Source organism: Comamonas sp. FUJ_7 (assembly GCF_057369555.1).
Genome location: NZ_JBXXZI010000001.1, coordinates 512,533 through 530,451, shown reverse-complemented (window position 1 = coordinate 530,451; position 17,919 = coordinate 512,533). Strand labels below are relative to the sequence as shown.

Sequence of the window (17,919 nt, the reverse complement as noted above, 5' to 3'; positions counted from 1 at the left end):
CGAAGGTGCTGTGCCCTGCATTCAGTGGAGATGGCATTGACTGCCATAGCCTGATGCAGCACTCACTGCTTCGGTGAAAAGCTACCCCTCTCTCGAAGGAGACACTTCAAATGACAGCTCAGACTGATCCCCAAGGCGCTGGCCTGCCCGCCGGCCTGGACCAACAAGAATCGCGCGAGTGGATGGATGCCCTCTCGGCGGTGATCGATCGTGAAGGCGCAGACTACGCTCACAAGCTGATCGAAGAATTGCTGGAGCATGCACGCCAGAACAGCGTGGACATGCCGTTCTCTGCCAATACCGGTTATGTGAACACCATTGAGGTGGACCAAGAGGCCAAGTGCCCCGGCAATCTGGAGCTGGAAGGCCGCCTGCGCGCCTACATGCGCTGGAATGCCATGGCCATGGTGGTCAAGGCCAACCGCCTGCACCCCGCTGACGGCGGTGATTTAGGTGGTCACATCGGCTCTTTCGCTTCGCTGGCCAATATGTTTGCGGCTGGCTTCAATCATTTCTGGCATGCCGAGAACGAAAACCACGGCGGTGACTGCCTGTATATCCAGGGTCACGTCTCGCCCGGTATCTATGCCCGCGCCTACCTGGAAGGCCGTATCTCTGAAGAGCAATTGCTGAACTTCCGTCAGGAAGTGGACGGCAAGGGCTTGTCGAGCTACCCCCACCCTAAGCTGATGCCCGATTTCTGGCAGTTCCCCACGGTGTCCATGGGCCTTGGCCCGCTGATGGCCATCTACCAGGCACGCTTCCTGAAGTACCTGCACGCACGCGGCATTGCCAACACCGAAAACCGCAAGGTCTGGGTGTTCTGTGGCGACGGTGAAATGGACGAAGTGGAGTCCCTGGGCGCTATCGGTTTGGCTTCGCGTGAGAAGCTGGACAACCTGATCTTTGTCATCAACTGCAATCTGCAGCGCCTTGATGGTCCGGTGCGCGGCAACGGCAAGATCATCCAGGAGCTGGAAGGCGAATTCCGCGGTGCTGGCTGGAACGTCATCAAGCTGATCTGGGGCAAGGGCTGGGACGAGCTGCTGGCCAAAGACAAGGACGGCGTTCTCAAGAAGATCATGATGGAGTGCAACGACGGCGACTATCAGGCCTTCAAGGCCAATGATGGCGCCTACGTGCGCAAGCACTTCTTCGGCCGCGACCCTCGCGCGCTGAAGATGGTCGAGCATATGTCCGACGATGAGATCTGGAACCTGCGCCGTGGTGGCCACGACTCCCAGAAGGTCTACGCTGCGTTCGCCGCCGCCAACAGCCACAAGGGTCAACCTACCGTGCTGCTGGTCAAGACCGTCAAGGGTTTTGGCATGGGCAAGATTGGTGAAGGCAAGAACAACGTTCACCAGACCAAGAAGCTGAGTGACGAGGACATCAAGGCCTTCCGCGACCGTTTCAACATCCCGATCCCCGACAGCCAGATCGCGGACATCCCCTTCTACAAGCCGGCCGACGACACGCCGGAGATGAAGTACCTGCACGAGCGCCGCAAGGCGCTGGGTGGCTACCTGCCACACCGCCGTCAGGAAGCCGACGAGAAGTTCACCGCTCCTTCGCTGGACACTTTCAAGGCCATTCTGGAGCCCACACCCGAAGGCCGTGAAATCTCCACGACCCAGGCTTATGTGCGCTTTCTGACGCAGCTGCTGCGCGACAAGAACATCGGCCCTCGCGTGGTGCCCATCCTGGTGGACGAAGCCCGTACCTTCGGTATGGAAGGCCTGTTCCGTCAGATTGGTATCTACAACCCCGCTGGACAGCAATACACCCCGGTCGACAAGGACCAGGTGATGTACTACCGCGAAGACAAGGCCGGTCAGATCCTGCAAGAAGGCATCAACGAAGCCGGCGGCATGTCCAGCTGGATCGCTGCGGCCACCAGCTACAGCCATAGCAACCGGGTCATGATCCCGTTCTATGTGTACTACTCGATGTTCGGCTTCCAGCGCATTGGCGATCTGGCCTGGGCAGCGGGCGACCTGCAAGCGCGCGGCTTCCTGCTGGGCGGCACTTCCGGCCGCACCACGCTCAACGGCGAAGGTCTGCAGCACGAAGACGGTCACAGCCACATCCTGGCCAACACCATTCCCAACTGCGTGTCCTATGACCCCACCTTCGCTCACGAAGTGGCAGTCATCATGCAAGACGGCCTGCGTCGCATGGTGCAGAACCAGGAAAACATCTTCTACTACATCACCCTGCTGAACGAGAACTACCCCATGCCCGGCCTGCAGCCTGGCACGGAAGAGCAGATTCTCAAGGGCATGTACATGGTCAAGCCCGGCCAGAAGGTGCCTGAGAGCGGCCTGCGCGTTCAACTGCTGGGCTCCGGCACCATCCTGCGTGAATCTTTTGCTGCGCAAGAGCTGCTGGAAAAGGACTGGGGCGTTGCTGCCGACGTCTGGAGCTGCCCATCGTTCAACGAACTGACCCGCGAAGGTCAGAACGTGGAGCGCTTCAACATGCTGCACCCCCTGGAAGCTGCCAAGGTGCCTTTCGTGACGCAGCAACTGGCTGCCCACGCAGGTCCCGTGGTCGCATCGACCGATTACATGAAGGCTTACGCCGAGCAGATCCGCCCCTTCATACCCAAGGGCCGTACCTACAAGGTGCTGGGTACCGACGGCTTTGGCCGTTCGGACTTCCGCTCCAAGCTGCGCGAGCACTTTGAGGTGAACCGTCACTACATCGTGGTGGCTGCCCTGCGCGGTCTGGCCGATGAAGGCAAGATCAACGCGACCACCGTGGCCGAAGCGATCAAGAAGTACGGTATCAACACCGACAAGATCAACCCGCTGTACGCCTAAGAACGGGAGATATTGAACATGGCATTGACAGACATCAAAGTCCCCGACATTGGCGACTTCTCCGAAGTTGGCGTGATCGAAGTGCTGGTCCAGGTGGGTGACACCATCAAGGTCGAGCAGTCCCTGCTGACCGTGGAGTCCGACAAGGCCTCCATGGAGATCCCCTCCAGCCACGCTGGCGTGGTCAAAGAGGTCAAGGTTGCGCTGGGCGACAAGGTCAAGGAAGGCTCTGTGATCGTGGTGCTGGAAACCGCTGACGCGGTTGCCGCACCGGCTCAGGCGGCTGCTCCTGCTCCCGTGGCTGAAGCACCGGTATCTGCACCTGCACCGGTGGCTGCTCCAGTGGCGGCCGCTCCTGTGGCCGAGGCACCTGCAGAGCATGCAGCGTCGTCCACCGTGGACCTGAAGATCCCCGATATCGGTGACTTCAAGGACGTGGCTGTGATCGAGATGCTGGTCAAGGTGGGTGACACCGTGACCGTCGAGCAATCGCTGTTCACCGTGGAGTCCGACAAGGCATCGATGGAAATTCCATCGCCAACAGCTGGCACCATCACCGCGTTGACCATCAAGCTGGGCGACACCGTCAACATCGGTGACGTGGTCGGTCAGATCACGGTGCAGGGCGCTGCGCCCGCAGCCGCTCCTGTGCAAGCTGCCGCTCCCGTGGCTGCGCCTGCCCAGGCTGCTGCACCTGTAGCTGCTCCCGTTGCCGCAGCCTCCGTGGCTGCAGCACCTGCACCTGTGGCTGCTGCTCCGGTTGCTGCACCTGCTGCGCACAACCCCACCGTGGCTCCTTCGGGTCAGCTGCCCCACGCATCGCCTTCCGTGCGCAAGTTTGCGCGTGAGCTGGGCGTGCCTCTGGCGGAAGTTAAGGGCTCGGGCAACAAGGGCCGCATCACGGCTGAGGACATTCAGGCGTTCACCAAGTCGGTGATGTCCGGTGCCGTGCAGACGCTGGCGCAGCAAGCCTCCGCTCCCAAGTCTGCTGGCGGCAACGTCGGCGGCCTGGAAGTGCTGGCATGGCCCAAGGTCGACTTCGCCAAGTTCGGCCCCGTCGAGCGCAAGGACCTGTCGCGCATCAAGAAGATCTCGGGCGCCAACCTGCATCGCAACTGGGTGATGATCCCCCACGTCACCAACAATGACCTGGCCGACATCACCGAGCTGGAAGCCTTCCGCGTGTCCACCAATGCTGAGCAGGCTAAGGCCAAGAGCGACATCAAGGTGACGATGCTGGCCTTCGTCATCAAGGCTGTGGTCGCTGCGCTCAAGAAGTTCCCCGAGTTCAATGCCTCTCTGGACGGCGACACTCTGGTTTACAAGCAGTACTTCAACATCGGCTTTGCCGCTGACACACCGAACGGCCTGGTCGTTCCCGTGCTCAAGGACGCCGACAAGAAGGGCATTCTGCAGATCAGCCAGGAAATGGGCGAGCTGGCCAAGAAGGCCCGTGACGGCAAGCTGGGCGCGGCAGACATGCAAGGCGGCTGCTTCTCCATCTCGTCGCTGGGCGGCATTGGTGGCACCGACTTCACGCCTATCGTGAATGCGCCTGAAGTGGCCATTCTGGGTCTGTCCAAGTCCAGCATGCAGCCCGTGTGGGACGGCAAGGCCTTCCAGCCGCGCCTGATGTTGCCTCTGTCGCTGTCGTACGACCACCGCGTCATCGACGGTGCAGCCGCTGCACGCTTCAACGCCTATCTGGGCGCTGTGCTGGCTGACTACCGCCGCATCCTGCTCTAAGCCGCTGAAGGGTAGGCCGGTTTTTAGTGAAATCGGCCTGTAGCGCTTATCTGAACTGCGCAAGCAGCTATCTTTTTAGATGCATTGCGCTTCACCTTGCCAGCCTGTTCCGTCAGCTAGCGACATGAGTGAGATGAAGAACCTGAGACAGCACCCCATCGAGCATCTGCGAGGCGTCATCCCCGGCATCCGGCCTTTTCCGGATGCCGCTGACGTCTTTGCCGAGCCGGTCGAGAAGTACGCGCGGCATTTTCTGCCGCTGGTCACCATCGATCTGGCGCTGCTCGACGAGAGCTGGAGCGGGCCGATTCATCTCGTCGCTCCTTGCGAGCCCTATGAAGGGCAAGTGGGGGAGTGGGGCGGTGAAGAGTTCGGCAACGCGCTGCTCAAGCCTGACTGGCTGGCTTTCAAACTCAACGAACAAGGCAAGTACGAGCTGCTGGGCGACTGGCGCTACTTCATGCTGGAGCAGGACCGCGCCGACTGGGCGGTGAAAACGCTGGACTGGCGCGAGGTACGCGACATGCACCGCGAGCTGGTCAAGCTGGGCGCAGAGCCTCCGTTTGCACTGCACCACGAGTCCCAATACTCATGGCGCGATGTGATGGAGCTGCACTATGCAAGCCAGCACGCTGCCTATGCGCAGGCAAGGCAAGACTTTCTGGCCCATGGCTGGAATGCGGCGAACGAGTGGGATGACGCAGCCGAAGTGGCAAAACTGCCGCTGTATGAAGCGGGAACGGATTGCTACGAAACCACCTCCGGGCGCTATCTGCTCGGCGTGCTGGGGGGCTCCTCCTGGGGGGGCAACTGGAGCAATCTGACCAATGAACTCCTCAGCGATGTCGGAACCGAGGATGGCATTCACCCCATCCACCCCGAGACCGGCGCGCACTTCGAGTTCATCTGCAGTGCCAATGCCGATGCCTTTGCGCACACCGGCACCGAAACCCTGCTGTTCTACGAGCCCGAAAGCCGTACCGTACTGCTGACTTTTGACTGGAGCTGAGGGCGAGACCCAGGCTTTGGACCGAGACAAACCGTTTTAGCAGCCTGAGCAATCAGGCCGCACAGAGACAAAAACCAAGATAGGAGCGCATATGAGCCTCATCGATATCAAGGTGCCCAACATTGGCGACTTCGCCGAAGTGGGCGTGATCGAACTGCTGGTCAACCCCGGTGACACCGTGGCCGTGGACCAGTCCCTCATCACCGTGGAGAGCGACAAGGCCTCCATGGAAATTCCTAGCAGCCACGCTGGCGTGGTGAAGGAAGTCAAGGTCAAGGTCGGCGACAAGGTTGCCGAAGGCTCTGTCGTTCTGTCGCTGGAAGTGGCTGCCGATGCCGCAACTGCTGCGGCTGCTCCTGAAAAAGAAGCTGCTCCCGCAACAGCTGCAAGCAATTCAGCATCAAACAATGCTGGAAACGTTGCTGCACCAGCGCAAGCAGCTTCTACTCCTGTAGCGGCGCCCATCTCCACTTCCGCGCCTGCTCCCGTGGCCAGCAACTATGCCGGCACCGTGGACATGGACTGCGACGTGGTCGTCATCGGTGGTGGCCCTGGCGGCTACTCCGCAGCTTTCCGCGCTGCCGACCTGGGCCTGAAGGTCGTGCTGGTCGAGCGCTACGCCACGCTGGGCGGCGTGTGCCTGAACGTGGGCTGCATCCCCTCCAAGGCGCTGCTGCACGTGGCCGCTGTGATGGACGAAGTCAAGCACCTGGAAGTGGCCGGCGTCAAGTTCGCCGCTCCTGAAGTCAACATCGACCAGCTGCGCGGCCACAAGGAAAAGGTCATAGCCAAGCTGACCGGCGGTCTGGGCCAGATGGCCAAGATGCGCAAGGTCACCGTCGTGCGCGGCTACGGTAACTTCGTGTCTGCCAACCACCTCGAAGTGGAAGAAACCACGGGTGAAGGTCAAGAGAAGACCGGCAGCAAGAAGATCGTTCAGTTCAAGAACGCCATCATCGCTGCCGGCTCGCAAGCCGTGCACCTGCCTTTCATGCCAAAGGACGAGCGCGTGGTGGATTCCACCGGCGCCCTGGACCTGAAGGCTGTGCCCAAGCGCATGCTGATTCTGGGCGGCGGCATCATCGGCCTGGAAATGGGCACCGTCTACAGCACGCTGGGCGCCCGCCTGGATGTGGTGGAAATGATGGACGGCCTGATGCAAGGCGCCGACCGCGATCTGGTCAAGGTCTGGCAGAAGATGAATGCACCGCGTTTCGACAACATCATGGTCAACACCAAGACCGTGGGTGCCGAAGCCACGCCCGAAGGCATCAAGGTCACGTTCGCTCCTGCCAAGGATGGCGTCACCGTGCCCGAACCCCAGACCTACGACCTGGTTCTGCAAGCTGTGGGCCGCACGCCCAATGGCAAGAAGATCAGCGCCGAAAAGGCTGGCGTGGCCGTGACTGACCGCGGCTTTATCGAAGTTGACATCCAGATGCGCACCAACGTGCCCAACATCTTCGCGATCGGCGACATCGTGGGCCAGCCCATGCTGGCACACAAGGCCGTGCACGAAGCGCATGTGGCCGCTGAAGTCATCGCCGGTGAACTGCAAGGCAACAAGGAACTGGCTTCCGCTGCCTTCAACGCCCGCGTGATTCCTTCGGTCGCCTATACCGACCCAGAAGTGGCATGGGTGGGTCTGACCGAAGACCAGGCCAAGGCACAAGGTATCAAGGTCAAGAAGGGCCTGTTCCCCTGGGCTGCCTCGGGCCGCGCCATCGCCAACGGCCGCGACAAAGGCTTCACCAAGCTGCTGTTTGACGACTCCCCCGAAGCCCACGGCCACGGCCGCATCCTGGGCGGCGGCATGGTCGGCACGCACGCCGGCGACATGATCGGTGAAATCGCCCTGGCCATCGAAATGGGCGCAGACACCGTGGACATCGGCAAGACCATCCATCCCCACCCAACCCTTGGCGAGTCCATCGGCATGGCCGCGGAAGTGGCGCACGGTTCTTGCACGGACGTGCCACCTGTGCGCAAGTAAGCTCTCGCAGATTGCTTAAATCAAAGGCAGCCTTCGGGCTGCCTTTTTAGTTGTTGAAAGTAGGTGCTGCTTGGATTGACTATGGGTGAGTCTAGTCTGGTAGGTGTAATCCAACAAAAACTAAGATTTGTGATCTTCTAAGTTGCTGTACTAGCAGGTGCAGGTGCAGGTGCAGGTGCAGGTGCAGGTGCAGGTGCAGGTGCAATTTCTGCGGCGGCTATATTTACTTGAAATCCACGTTGAGTGAGGTTTTCATAGTAGTTCGCTAAGTTAATTTTGCTAAAAAATGGCAAATTTGCGATGACATTTGCCTGGCTATCTCCAAGTATTAAGTAAACTATTTTGTAGTCATTGCTATTTATTTTATTAAGTGTGATTTTATTTTCTAATCCGTTTCTTATGCTTTTTAACTTTCTTCTCGCCTTACTTCTAAACTCTTTGTCTGACAATAAAAGATCACTGGAAACAAATCCTTGAGAAAAAAGATGGCTTAGACCAGCTGATCCGCCTTTTCTATGCTTAACGTGTATAAAATCTTTGTTATTGGAAAGCAAATCGCACAATTCAATTGGCGTGGTTTTTCTTGTGCTTTTTATTAGCTTTTTGTCAAGTAAATGTAATTTTAGAGATTGAGCAACCCGGGCGTTGTAGTCACCTTCGCTTTCAATTGATGTTATGCTTTTTCCATTATTTTTGACCACAATTTTATTTACGGGGGGGAAATTTATTGAGGATTCTTTGATTTGAGACAGCGTTTGCTCAATTCTTGTGCTGAAATTATTATCTACCTCATACCATATTCCATTAAATAAAATATTATTTTTGCTATTTATTGAAACTTCGTAATAAATTGAATTATATATTTTAAAATCTAGTATTTCGCCATCGTTTTTATTTAAGAATAGTTTGTCGCTTTTCAGAAGTTCTATATTTAATTTTAATATATCTATATTTTTTATATAATCTGACGTATGAATTATTGGTTTGATATCGTTTTTGCTTCTTGTGAAACTGAAGCCTAATACTTCATCCCATTTCACTAGTTCTGGAATGCTTATTGTGAAACTTGGGTTTGCGGATGAAATATCTTCTAGCAGTTTTTCGTCTAATTCTGAAATACTGGAGTTGTCTTTAATTCTTCTTATATTATCAACCCAATCAAAGTTTATTTGATAATCATTGTTGTTGTAGTGGTTGTACAGATTTTGTATCAAATCTGGAATTTCATGCGGCTCTAATTCTGTTCCAAAAGAATATATTGAATCGCCTCCGGAAATATTTTTGTAGGTCACGCCATTTTTGGCAGATCCTGTAACTGCTCTAAGCACATCTTTTGAGATGTCTATTCCAAATATATGCGCACTAGTCTCTCTAGATGCCTGTGATTTCTTTTGAACAGCCTGCTCATCCAATGTTAGTAAATCTACGGATCTGAGACTATTATGGTTCAATGTGTTTAATGCTGTTTTTATTCCAAAGTCTTGAACCAAATATTTTGAGTCAATTAAAAATCTTCCATAGCCGAAAGAAAAGATCATTGTTGCTTCGTTAGAGCGAACTATGATAATTGCAGAGCTAGATAAGTTGTTTAAATCTACTATGTCTTCTTCAGCTAATTGATCTGCAAAGAACTTCCATTTTGGGGATGAGGTGACTTGTTTTTTTATGTAAATAATCCCATCTACTTCATGTACATTTTTAATTTAGTAAGGAATTACAGATGTCACATCTTTTAGAAAGCTTTCAAAAGATTTTGTTTTGAATTCATCTTTGACTAAAAAAGCATTTAAATAAATGTATGGTTTCTTCGAGTTATTTGAGTTGCTCATGATGTATAAAATATTAAAAAATAAAATCTTCAGGCCATAAAAAATAAGGCCCAAACCGCGACTTAGCCACAAATTCAATTCCCGCTTGCTTGGCTGCAGGCGTGAAGTAATGCCGATCACCTTCAGTAGTCAGCAATTTCGCGTCAACAGCCTTGGTCAGCCACTCGGCAGTTTTCATGCCGTGCTTGGCTGCAATCTTGGAGGTGGATAGTTTTTGAATGCCATTGTTGCAGACTTCATCGTCACTGCTCTCGGTGCTTGAAGTGGTGGAGCTTGCTTCCTGCTCGACGGAGCTGACACGCTCCATGCTGATCCGAACTTCATCGCTGATACGGATGATGCGCTGTGCCTCTTCATAAGTTTCTTTGTAGAGCTCTGCATCGTCATCGCGGCGGATAAGGATGCCCATCTCGTTGTTATTGATCTGGCTGAACTCGTAGAGATTCAGGCTGGTGACGATGGCGTTTTCTTCGTTCAGGTAGCACTTGGCATGCAGGTTTTTGCAAAAGCTGGTGCGGATATAGCTCTGTGCCTTGAGCCATTCAATTTCCTGGGGCTGAAGCTCGCTTTTTCCGTAGACGATGCGCACATCGATCTTCAAGCGGTTTTTGTCTTCCAAAAGTTCCTTGATGCGATCTTTGAGTTTGAGAAAGGGGCTGATGAGTACCAGCCTTTCCTTGGCTCCCTTGATCAGTTCTTCAAGAAAGTAATTGGTCGCTGACGTATTTAAAAATTTGGCCATATTGTTTCAAGCGATTTCCAAGATATCTCCGACCTTGAGTCTAAAAGCAACGCTCTTTTTTCTGAAACAATTTGTCTATAAATCAAGTGCGATAAATTATTTGTTGTTTTGATAAGAATGAAATATTTATCAAAATTAATAGCAGCTAGCGTAGTCTGCATAAAGATTAGAGCAGGATTTTTCTGTTTTTTGATGAGGGAAACCTCAAGGGCGTTTTTCTGCGATATATCGTCGCCAGTGACAGAGGCCGGTTCTCGCCCCGCCGGGGGAAAACCCGGTTCCTGTCCATGAAGCATGGCATGAGGCTAGAACAATATAACAAGCCAAAACCGACTCAACCCCAATTGCAATAAGCGCAAACAGCTATCAAATCAGTATCGCTTTGTCGTCATCGACAGAGGGTGAGCTGTTTGATGAATTTCCCGATCGATCAATATCACTCTGTGCCTGCAGTGAAACAGCAGAATATTTCCTGATCGGGAAATATTGAAAGCCTTGTCTCCCACTGCACGATCTTGCACCGACCGAAGCAGGACGAGGTAGGGCCTGGCAGAAGAGGCCGCTCTCAAGCCTTCTTCAAGAACTCGGATTTGAGAATGAATGGCCCTTGATCGGTCTTGCAGTCCACGTCGTGGTCGCCGTTGTCATACAGCAGACGTATGCCTTTGATCTTGGTGCCTTTCTTGATCACGGTCGAAGAGCCCTTGACCTTCAGGTCCTTGACCAGCAGCACGCTGTCGCCGTCGGTCAGTGGGGTGCCGTTGGCATCTTTGATGATGCGCTGGCTGCTGTCTTCGTCATCAGCGGTATTGGCGTGGGCAGACCATTCGTGGGCGCAATCGGGGCAGATCAGCAGTTCGCCATCGGGGTAGGTGTTGTCCAGGCCGCACTGGGGGCAGGAAGGCAAAGTGGTATGGCTCAAGGCGTCGCTTTCATTCAAAAAAACGACAAGGGTAGCCTGTACGCATTAGTGGCAGGCCGGGGTGCGGTTTGCGGCTGGCGTTGCGGAGGCGTCTACTCGCGCCTTTTTCAATATTTTGATAGCTTTCAGCGCATGTCCGATAAGGGCTGAGGGCTGTTTTTGTACTTATTTTGAGGAGGGCGAGGGCGGTAGGTGCTTGTCATGGGCTTGAGAGCACTCAGGCGCATTTCTGAAGCATTTCTGAAATGCTTGGGCAGAGCCTGCATCTTGCCCTCTCTCTTATTCGTACTCAAATTCGGCGCGGTAGTCGTCCGGGTTGATGCCTTCCGCACGCAGCGGCTCTACCAGGCGAAAACGTGTGATCTTGGCGGAGGCGGTGATATAGCCTTTGATGACCCATTCCTGTGTGACGGGGCTGTGGGCCTCGGCGGCCAGTTGCTCGATGACGCGCGTAGTCTTGCGCCGCGCCAGCATGCGAAACAGCGCGGGCACATGGGTCAGCAGGCGCTTGAGCAGGTCTTCGGCATCCGGCAGCCATTCGCCTTGCTTGGGCAGCTCGGGCACAAAGCCCCACTCATCTTCACTGAGGGCGCGCCACAGCACGATGGCATGGCCGTCGGCATCGCTCACACAGGCCATTTCTTCCAGTTGTGGCGTTTTCATGGGGGCGTAGCGCGAAGCGGCTCCGGCGGCCAGCAGTGCGCCATAAGCCGCCGTTACGTCGTTCACCTGCAGGCGCAGCGAGACGGATGACTCCACCTTTTGCACTTGCAGCAGGCGCAATGTAGCGCTGCCGGTATCGATGTCCACAAAGCCATCACCGCGCTGCACTGCGGTAAAGCCCATGACATCTCCCCACAGGGCGGCACTTGCGTCCAGTGCGGTCACGGGAACGATCAGATGGCTGATTCCAAAAAACATAGCAGGCTTTGCACAGTGGGGAAGGGTTGCAATGATAAATCGCCATGATTGTCAGAGGAGGGTGCGCTGGCAATGCAGGCTTTTCTGTTCTGGCTCATCTGTGCCGCCAAGACGATTGAGGAATCGGCGTAGTGTGGTTTTTCGTGGAAAGTTTAAAATACTGTATAAATAAACAGCTATTGATGATTTTGCTTGGGCAAAGCATCCGCCGCATCTATGCAACTTATCGCCAAACTCAGCATCCTTGCCGATGCCGCCAAGTACGACGCCAGCTGTGCTTCCAGTGGCGTCAAGGGGCGCAATTCCATCGGCGGCAAAGGCATGGGCTCATCCGAGGGCATGGGCATCTGTCACAGCTATGCTCCGGACGGACGCTGTATCTCGCTGCTCAAGATACTGCTGACCAACTTCTGCATCTACGACTGCCGCTATTGCATCAACCGCAAAAGCTCGAACGTGCAGCGCGCGCGCTTCACGGCAGACGAGGTGGTGAAGCTGACGCTGGACTTCTATCGCCGCAACTGCATAGAAGGACTGTTTCTGTCCAGCGGCATCATTCAGTCCAGCGACTACACCATGGAACAACTGGTGGAAGTGGCACGCAGCCTGCGCGAAGACCACGACTTTCGCGGCTATATCCATCTCAAGACGATTCCAGACGCCGCGCCGGAGTTGCTGGAGCTGGCGGGCCGCTATGCCGACCGGCTCAGCATCAATATCGAGCTGCCCACCCAGCAAGGCCTGAGTCAATTGGCACCCGAGAAAAATGCGGTGCAGATTCAGTCCGCCATGGGAGATGTGGCTCGGCATATAGCGACAGCCCGCCAAGAGCGCCAGGAGCAGGCAGCGCATGCGGTGGTTTCCCTGCCCAAGCAACGCGTGCGCCGGGCCAAACCGCCGCGCTATGCACCGGGTGGACAGAGCACGCAGATGATTGTGGGGGCCGATGGTGCCTGCGATGCGGCTATTTTGAGCACCAGCAGCGACCTTTACCAAGGCCCGCGCTTGCGGCGCGTGTACTACTCGGCCTTCAGCCCCATTCCCGATGCCTCGTCCGACTTGCCCCTGCAGGCTCCGCCGCTGCTGCGCGAGCACCGGCTGTACCAGGCTGACTGGCTCATGCGTTTTTATGGCTTTGCACACCAGGAAATCATCTTGCCGGACAGCGGGGGCATGCTTGATTTGGAGGTGGACCCCAAGCTGGCCTGGGCTTTGGCGCATCGCCAGCACTTCCCGGTCAACCTTAACCGCGCGCCCAAGGAGTGGCTGCTGCGTGTGCCCGGCCTGGGCGTGCGCAGCGTGCAGCGGTTATTGATGGCGCGGCGCGTGCGCAGCCTGCGGCTGGCGGATTTGCAGCAACTGCGCATTGCCACGGCCAAGGTGCTGGCCTTTGTGGAGCTGGCTGACTACCATCCGCGCCGTGGGGAGCTGGAAAGCCCGCTGCTGCGTCAGCAACTGCTGCAACGCATGAGCGATGGGATGGTTCAAAAAAAGCATAGCGGTATGCGCTTGCCAGATAGGGGCTTGGGCACGAAAACGGCTCAACTCTCATTGTTCGATGGGGTGTGAGTCATGAGTGGTTTGGCTTCGCACTCGCACTCAGACTCACACTCACGCGCGCAGTCTGACGGCACCGACTTCCTGGTGATTGAGCTGGCCCAGCCCGACGATTTCGATGGTTTCAGGCAAGCGGCGCGCGTGCTGCTGGCTTTGGGGGTTCAGCCCCATGCCGTGCGTTGGCGCTGGTGTGCACCCTGGTCGCGGCAAATGCAGGCGCAGGATTTGTTTGCCTCTGATGGTGCTGGCAGCGTGGCGGGCAGGGCGCTGACGCCTGATGAACTCGATCAGATACCTCTGCCACCTGCGTCAGCGCTGCGCTTGGGTCGCACGCAGCTGTCCACCTTGCGGCTGGCCTGCTGTCATGAGCGGGAAGGGCGATTTGCGCTGTGCTACCGCTGGCTGTACAGACTGCAGGCTCAAGCGTCACTTCGCCATGATGCGCTGGATAGTGATTGGCGCGAAATTGAACGCTTGGCCAAGGCGGTGGGGCGCGAGATTCACAAAATGCATGCCTTTGTGCGTTTCAGGCCGCTACAGCTGGGCGATGCAGGGCAGGCGGGGCAAGCGTGTGATATCCCAATTGGTATGCAAACCGATACACAAGTCGATATGCAAGGCGATATGCAAATTGCCTGGTTCGAGCCCGAGCACCATGTGCTGCGCGCAGCCTCTGGCTTTTTTCGGCGGCGCTTTCCCAATATGCGCTGGGCTATTCTGACGCCGCAGTGCAGCGTGTTCTGGGATCTGGAACAACTGCAGATGGCTGCGGGCTGCACGGCCGATCAGGCACCAGGGCCGGACGCGGGTGAGCAGCTGTGGCTCAGCTATTACCGCGCCACCTTCAACCCGGCGCGCCTGAAAGAGCAGGCCATGCAGCGCGAGATGCCGCGCAAATACTGGAAAAATTTGCCGGAAGCTGTGCTGATCAGCGAACTGATTGCTGGTGCACGTGGACGCACTCAGCGCATGTTGGCCGCTGAGTAGCAGTCCTGACTGCCTCGCGCAGAAAAGACGCAAAGCTGACAGCAGGATTTGCTGCTTTGCAGCATGCCACTATCATGGCTTCAGCGGTTGGTGTGGATGCGACTCAGTCTCAGCTTGAGGTTGTGGCTCAGAGGCATTGCACAGCACACCGTAGTTGGCCGTCTGCTCTTGGCAGACTTCAGGCCGGCTCTCGCTGGTGTTGCATGGACTGGACCGGGCTATTGCTGCCGTCTGCTTCTTGAGAGAAGCATCCTGAATGGCCTGATTGCCACTTGCAACGCTGACTGAATCGACTTCGAGGCATGCGTGAGTGCGCCTTGGTATTGAGACAGGAAAGGGCATGGATGCTGCATGGATCGCAAACCATTCTGAACTGGTGTCTGCTGGTGACAGCGGCTGCACTGCTTGGGCATTGGGTTCACCGTAGTTCGGGATTTCCGCGTGTGCTGGGCTATACCGTGGTCGGGATGGCCGCCGGTTGGCTCAACACAAGCATGGGCTGGGACGATTTGCCCTGGCCTTTGCAGGGCGGCACTGCGCTGATGCTGGAACTGGCCGTAGGTATCAGCTTGCTGCTGGCGGCATCTCAGGTATCGATGTCCTGGCTACGACGCCAGCCGTGGCTGTTGCTGCAAAGCTTGGGTGAGTCCCTGCTGGCAATGACTTTGACCACGGCAGTGCTGCTGGCGCTGGACTGTGGCTGGGCCGTGTCTCTGGCGGTGGGTGCTGTGACCATGGCGGCATCGCCTGCCGTGCTGCTGCGCATTGCACATGATTTGAAGGCACGCGGCGCGGTGACTGACCGCAGCCTGCTGCTGGCCACACTGAGTGCCATGTTGTCACTGCTAGTAGTGCTCAGCCTGAGCTTGATGATGAAGCCCGACGCCGAGGGCGGTCTGGTATTTTCAGCAGCCCACCTGTTGGATTGGGCGTATTCCTTGCTGCTGAGCCTGGTTTGGGGTGGTGTGTTGACGGCTGCGCTATGGCCGGTGCTGCGCTGGCAGTCTTCACGTAGCGACTCTGCGGCGCTCTATCTGCTGGCGGCTTTGACGGCGCTGTCGATTCTGGCCGAAAGGTGGGGAGGATCAGCTGCTCTGGCTTATATCGCCGCCGGTTTGCTGCTGCGTCAACTCAGCCCGCGGCCTTTGCTGTGGCCACCGGCTTTTCAGTCAGCCAACGCTATGCTGAATCTGCTGATGTTTGTGCTGGTCGCCAGCATGGTGTCGCAGCTGACGTTCTCTGTTGCTCTGGTTTCGATAGTTGCAAGCGCGGTACTGGCAAGGGCTGTAGCCAAATTTTCGATGATTTTGATGCTCGGTCATGGCACAGGCATTGGCTGGCGCAGGCAATGGCCGGTGGCCTGCTCGCAGCTGCCGCTGTCGGGTCTGGCGTTGCTGATGGTGTCGGGCCTAGCGGTGCAGTGGCAAGGCCTTGATGTGGCCAGTGGCCAGCAAGTGGCCGAGAAACTTTCCGCCATCGCGCTGCCCATGATTGTGGTGTGCGAATTGCTGGGCGTGCTGCTGGCATCCACCGCACTGTGGCGCTGTGGTGATGCGCACAGAGGGATAGGTCGCGCAGCATTGAAAGCAGGGGAGAAGCGCCATGACACTTGAAGCCTTTCAGCCATCGACGGCGCTGACATTGGGGGTGGAGCTGGAGCTGCAGCTGCTGAGCACCACTGACTATGACATGACACCTTATGCGCCCGACATGCTCGCGCTGCTGAAGAACGCTGCAGTGCCGGGCTCCATCGTGCCCGAGGTGACCGCCAGCATGATCGAGATTTCAACGGGCATCTGCCAGGATGCGCAAGACGCCTGGCAGCAACTGGCGGTGACGCGGGATGCACTGGTCAAGGCCGCAGACCGGCTCAATATCGCGATAGCCGGTGGCGGCACCCACCCGTTTCAGCAGTGGCATCAGCAGCGCATTTACGACAAGCCGCGCTTCAAGGAGCTGACGGCACTGTATGGCTACCTGACCAAGCAGTTCACCATCTTTGGCCAGCATGTACACATCGGCTGCCCCGACGCCGATGCTGCGCTGCTAATGCTTCATCGCTTGTCACGCTACATCCCGCATTTCATTGCGCTGTCGGCTTCCAGCCCTTTTGTGCAGGGGCAGGACACGGCATTTGATTCGGCGCGATTGAACTCCGTGTTCGCCTTTCCGCTTTCGGGCCGTGCTCCGTTTGCGCTGCACTGGGAAGACTTTGAACGCTATTTCGACAAGATGGCGGCCACGGGCGTGATCCGCAGCATGAAGGACTTTTATTGGGATATTCGCCCCAAGCCCGAGTTTGGCACCGTGGAGGTGCGTGTGTTCGATACGCCGATTTCCATAGAGCGCGCTGCGCAGCTGGCGGCCTATGTGCAGGCATTGGGCGCCTGGTTTCTGAGCGAGCAGCCTTTTGAGCCGCAGGAGGACGATTACCTCGTCTATACCTACAACCGTTTTCAGGCTTGCCGCTTCGGGCTGGACGGCAGCTATGTGGATCCGGTAACTGCGGAGCAACTGCCGCTGCGCGATCATATTGCGCAGACGCTCAAGCGTATTAGCAGCTATGCCTCCGAATCCGGTCAGAGTGCCTTGCACGATTTGGGCAGGGTCATCCAGATTGGCAATGACGCCAGCTGGCTGCGCGAGCGCTATGCGCAGGTACGCCAATTACCGGAGGTGGTGCGACAGGCATCGCTGTGCTTTGGAGGAAAAACGGCCTGACGAGACTGGGGAGGGCTGGCCCAGAGAAATGACAAAACCCGCAGAAATGACTCTTGCGGGTTTTGTGAGCTGCCTCGATGTGCCTAGTAAGGCGAGGCATTTGGCTCGGGGCAGTAGGTCAGATAGGTTTTGGCCTTGGAGTGCCGACTGCCCGGGCACCTGGCTGGCAATACTGGGCTGACTCAGCAGGCGTGACGACTAAGGCGTCTGCTCAAGCGCGTCCCTGTATTGCGGGACTTGCGCTTAGCGCTTGCGATCGCGTTCGTCTTCGGGCCAGATGGACATGATGTTCAAAGTTTGCATGGGGAAATCTCTCCTATATGCCTGTTTAACGTCTGATAGATTCAGCTCGTTGACAGCTTTTTAAAATTTTTTACCTGTTCGTTTATCCAGTGAATCAGGCTGCAAAGCCGGGGGCACGCTTGCGGTCGCGATCGTCCCAGGGCCAAGCCATCAGAGACATGGCTGCGGCGGCCTGTGCAGGCTGGGCTTTGGCGGTGTCGGTAACAGTGTTGGACATTGCAGTTCACTCCTTTGTGTGTTCAACGCCGGTGTGCGGCTGCAGGTTGACAGTAAGCTGAATCAATTCAGCAAGAAAATGCAACTTGAGTGCGCTGATGTTGTGGTTGCTAGGCCGGGTACATCAAAATAAATAGCGCCTAAGCAA

13 protein-coding genes are annotated in these 17,919 nt (G+C 56.3%); 8 read left to right on the top strand and 5 right to left on the bottom strand.

Annotated features, from left to right (window positions below; all coding sequences use genetic code 11):
* The first annotated feature begins 110 nt into the window (after nucleotides 1-110).
* From aceE to lpdA, 4 genes are all read left to right on the top strand, one after another.
* Nucleotides 111-2,825 carry a pyruvate dehydrogenase (acetyl-transferring), homodimeric type gene (aceE, locus tag AC2I9W_RS02390; RefSeq protein ID WP_486408445.1) on the top strand — a complete coding sequence of 905 codons (2,715 nt, stop codon included), beginning with the start codon at nucleotides 111-113 and terminating at the stop codon, nucleotides 2,823-2,825.
* 18 nt (nucleotides 2,826-2,843) lie between these two features.
* Nucleotides 2,844-4,571 carry a dihydrolipoyllysine-residue acetyltransferase gene (aceF, locus tag AC2I9W_RS02385; RefSeq protein WP_486408444.1) on the top strand — a complete coding sequence of 576 codons (1,728 nt, stop codon included), beginning with the start codon at nucleotides 2,844-2,846 and terminating at the stop codon, nucleotides 4,569-4,571.
* 133 nt (nucleotides 4,572-4,704) lie between these two features.
* A complete protein-coding gene (locus AC2I9W_RS02380; RefSeq protein WP_486408443.1) occupies nucleotides 4,705-5,580 on the top strand; it encodes a hypothetical protein in 876 nt (291 codons plus the stop codon).
* Between the two features lie 91 nt (nucleotides 5,581-5,671).
* Complete coding sequence (lpdA, locus tag AC2I9W_RS02375) at nucleotides 5,672-7,573, top strand: dihydrolipoyl dehydrogenase (protein WP_486408442.1); 1,902 nt, start codon at nucleotides 5,672-5,674, stop codon at nucleotides 7,571-7,573.
* A gap of 137 nt (nucleotides 7,574-7,710) precedes the next feature.
* On the opposite strand, the gene AC2I9W_RS02370 is transcribed toward lpdA, so the two are convergent.
* The 4 genes from AC2I9W_RS02370 to AC2I9W_RS02355 all read right to left on the bottom strand — a co-directional run bounded on the left by AC2I9W_RS02370 (nucleotide 7,711) and on the right by AC2I9W_RS02355 (nucleotide 11,987).
* Nucleotides 7,711-9,276: a TIGR04141 family sporadically distributed protein gene (locus AC2I9W_RS02370; RefSeq protein ID WP_486408702.1), complete on the bottom strand. Its 1,566-nt coding sequence runs from the start codon at nucleotides 9,274-9,276 to the stop codon at nucleotides 7,711-7,713.
* A 139-nt stretch (nucleotides 9,277-9,415) separates the two neighbouring features.
* Entirely contained in the window at nucleotides 9,416-10,144 is a 729-nt protein-coding gene (locus tag AC2I9W_RS02365) for a phospholipase D family protein (RefSeq protein WP_486408441.1), read from the bottom strand.
* Between the two features lie 565 nt (nucleotides 10,145-10,709).
* Nucleotides 10,710-11,066, bottom strand: coding sequence for a zinc ribbon domain-containing protein YjdM (locus AC2I9W_RS02360; RefSeq protein WP_486408440.1), 357 nt, complete (start codon nucleotides 11,064-11,066; stop codon nucleotides 10,710-10,712).
* Between the two features lie 279 nt (nucleotides 11,067-11,345).
* Nucleotides 11,346-11,987 (bottom strand): DUF2621 family protein, encoded by a 642-nt coding sequence (locus tag AC2I9W_RS02355; protein WP_486408439.1) that lies wholly within the window; start codon nucleotides 11,985-11,987, stop codon nucleotides 11,346-11,348.
* A gap of 216 nt (nucleotides 11,988-12,203) precedes the next feature.
* Between AC2I9W_RS02355 and AC2I9W_RS02350 the strand changes: the two genes are divergently transcribed.
* The 4 genes from AC2I9W_RS02350 (at nucleotide 12,204) to AC2I9W_RS02335 (ending at nucleotide 17,252) form a co-directional block, all read left to right on the top strand.
* The gene (locus tag AC2I9W_RS02350) at nucleotides 12,204-13,556 is read left to right on the top strand and encodes a putative DNA modification/repair radical SAM protein (RefSeq protein WP_486408438.1); all 1,353 of its coding nucleotides are present in this window, start codon (nucleotides 12,204-12,206) and stop codon (nucleotides 13,554-13,556) included.
* A 3-nt stretch (nucleotides 13,557-13,559) separates the two neighbouring features.
* Complete coding sequence (locus AC2I9W_RS02345; protein ID WP_486408437.1) at nucleotides 13,560-14,531, top strand: TIGR03915 family putative DNA repair protein; 972 nt, start codon at nucleotides 13,560-13,562, stop codon at nucleotides 14,529-14,531.
* A gap of 344 nt (nucleotides 14,532-14,875) precedes the next feature.
* On the top strand, nucleotides 14,876-16,144 hold the full coding sequence (locus AC2I9W_RS02340; RefSeq protein ID WP_486408436.1) for a cation:proton antiporter domain-containing protein: 1,269 nt from the start codon (nucleotides 14,876-14,878) through the stop codon (nucleotides 16,142-16,144).
* On the top strand, nucleotides 16,134-17,252 hold the full coding sequence (locus AC2I9W_RS02335; RefSeq protein ID WP_486408435.1) for a YbdK family carboxylate-amine ligase: 1,119 nt from the start codon (nucleotides 16,134-16,136) through the stop codon (nucleotides 17,250-17,252). Before AC2I9W_RS02340 ends, AC2I9W_RS02335 begins: the two co-directional genes overlap by 11 nt.
* A 397-nt stretch (nucleotides 17,253-17,649) precedes the next feature.
* Here AC2I9W_RS02335 and AC2I9W_RS02330 read toward each other — a convergent pair whose 3' ends face one another.
* Entirely contained in the window at nucleotides 17,650-17,772 is a 123-nt protein-coding gene (locus AC2I9W_RS02330; RefSeq protein ID WP_486408434.1) for a hypothetical protein, read from the bottom strand.
* Nucleotides 17,773-17,919 lie beyond the last annotated feature (147 nt).

Bases quoted from the DNA above. Each gene is read 5' to 3' on its own strand.
- AC2I9W_RS02345 (WP_486408437.1), top strand. From the start codon at position 13,560: ATGAGTGGTTTGGCTTCGCACTCGCACTCAGACTCACACTCACGCGCG.
- AC2I9W_RS02380 (WP_486408443.1), top strand. From the start codon at position 4,705: ATGAAGAACCTGAGACAGCACCCCATCGAGCATCTGCGAGGCGTCATC.
- aceF (WP_486408444.1), top strand. From the start codon at position 2,844: ATGGCATTGACAGACATCAAAGTCCCCGACATTGGCGACTTCTCCGAA.
- aceE (WP_486408445.1), top strand. From the start codon at position 111: ATGACAGCTCAGACTGATCCCCAAGGCGCTGGCCTGCCCGCCGGCCTG.
- AC2I9W_RS02330 (WP_486408434.1), bottom strand. From the start codon at position 17,772: ATGTCCAACACTGTTACCGACACCGCCAAAGCCCAGCCTGCACAGGCC.
- AC2I9W_RS02365 (WP_486408441.1), bottom strand. From the start codon at position 10,144: ATGGCCAAATTTTTAAATACGTCAGCGACCAATTACTTTCTTGAAGAA.
- AC2I9W_RS02340 (WP_486408436.1), top strand. From the start codon at position 14,876: ATGCTGCATGGATCGCAAACCATTCTGAACTGGTGTCTGCTGGTGACA.
- AC2I9W_RS02335 (WP_486408435.1), top strand. From the start codon at position 16,134: ATGACACTTGAAGCCTTTCAGCCATCGACGGCGCTGACATTGGGGGTG.
- AC2I9W_RS02350 (WP_486408438.1), top strand. From the start codon at position 12,204: ATGCAACTTATCGCCAAACTCAGCATCCTTGCCGATGCCGCCAAGTAC.
- AC2I9W_RS02355 (WP_486408439.1), bottom strand. From the start codon at position 11,987: ATGTTTTTTGGAATCAGCCATCTGATCGTTCCCGTGACCGCACTGGAC.
- lpdA (WP_486408442.1), top strand. From the start codon at position 5,672: ATGAGCCTCATCGATATCAAGGTGCCCAACATTGGCGACTTCGCCGAA.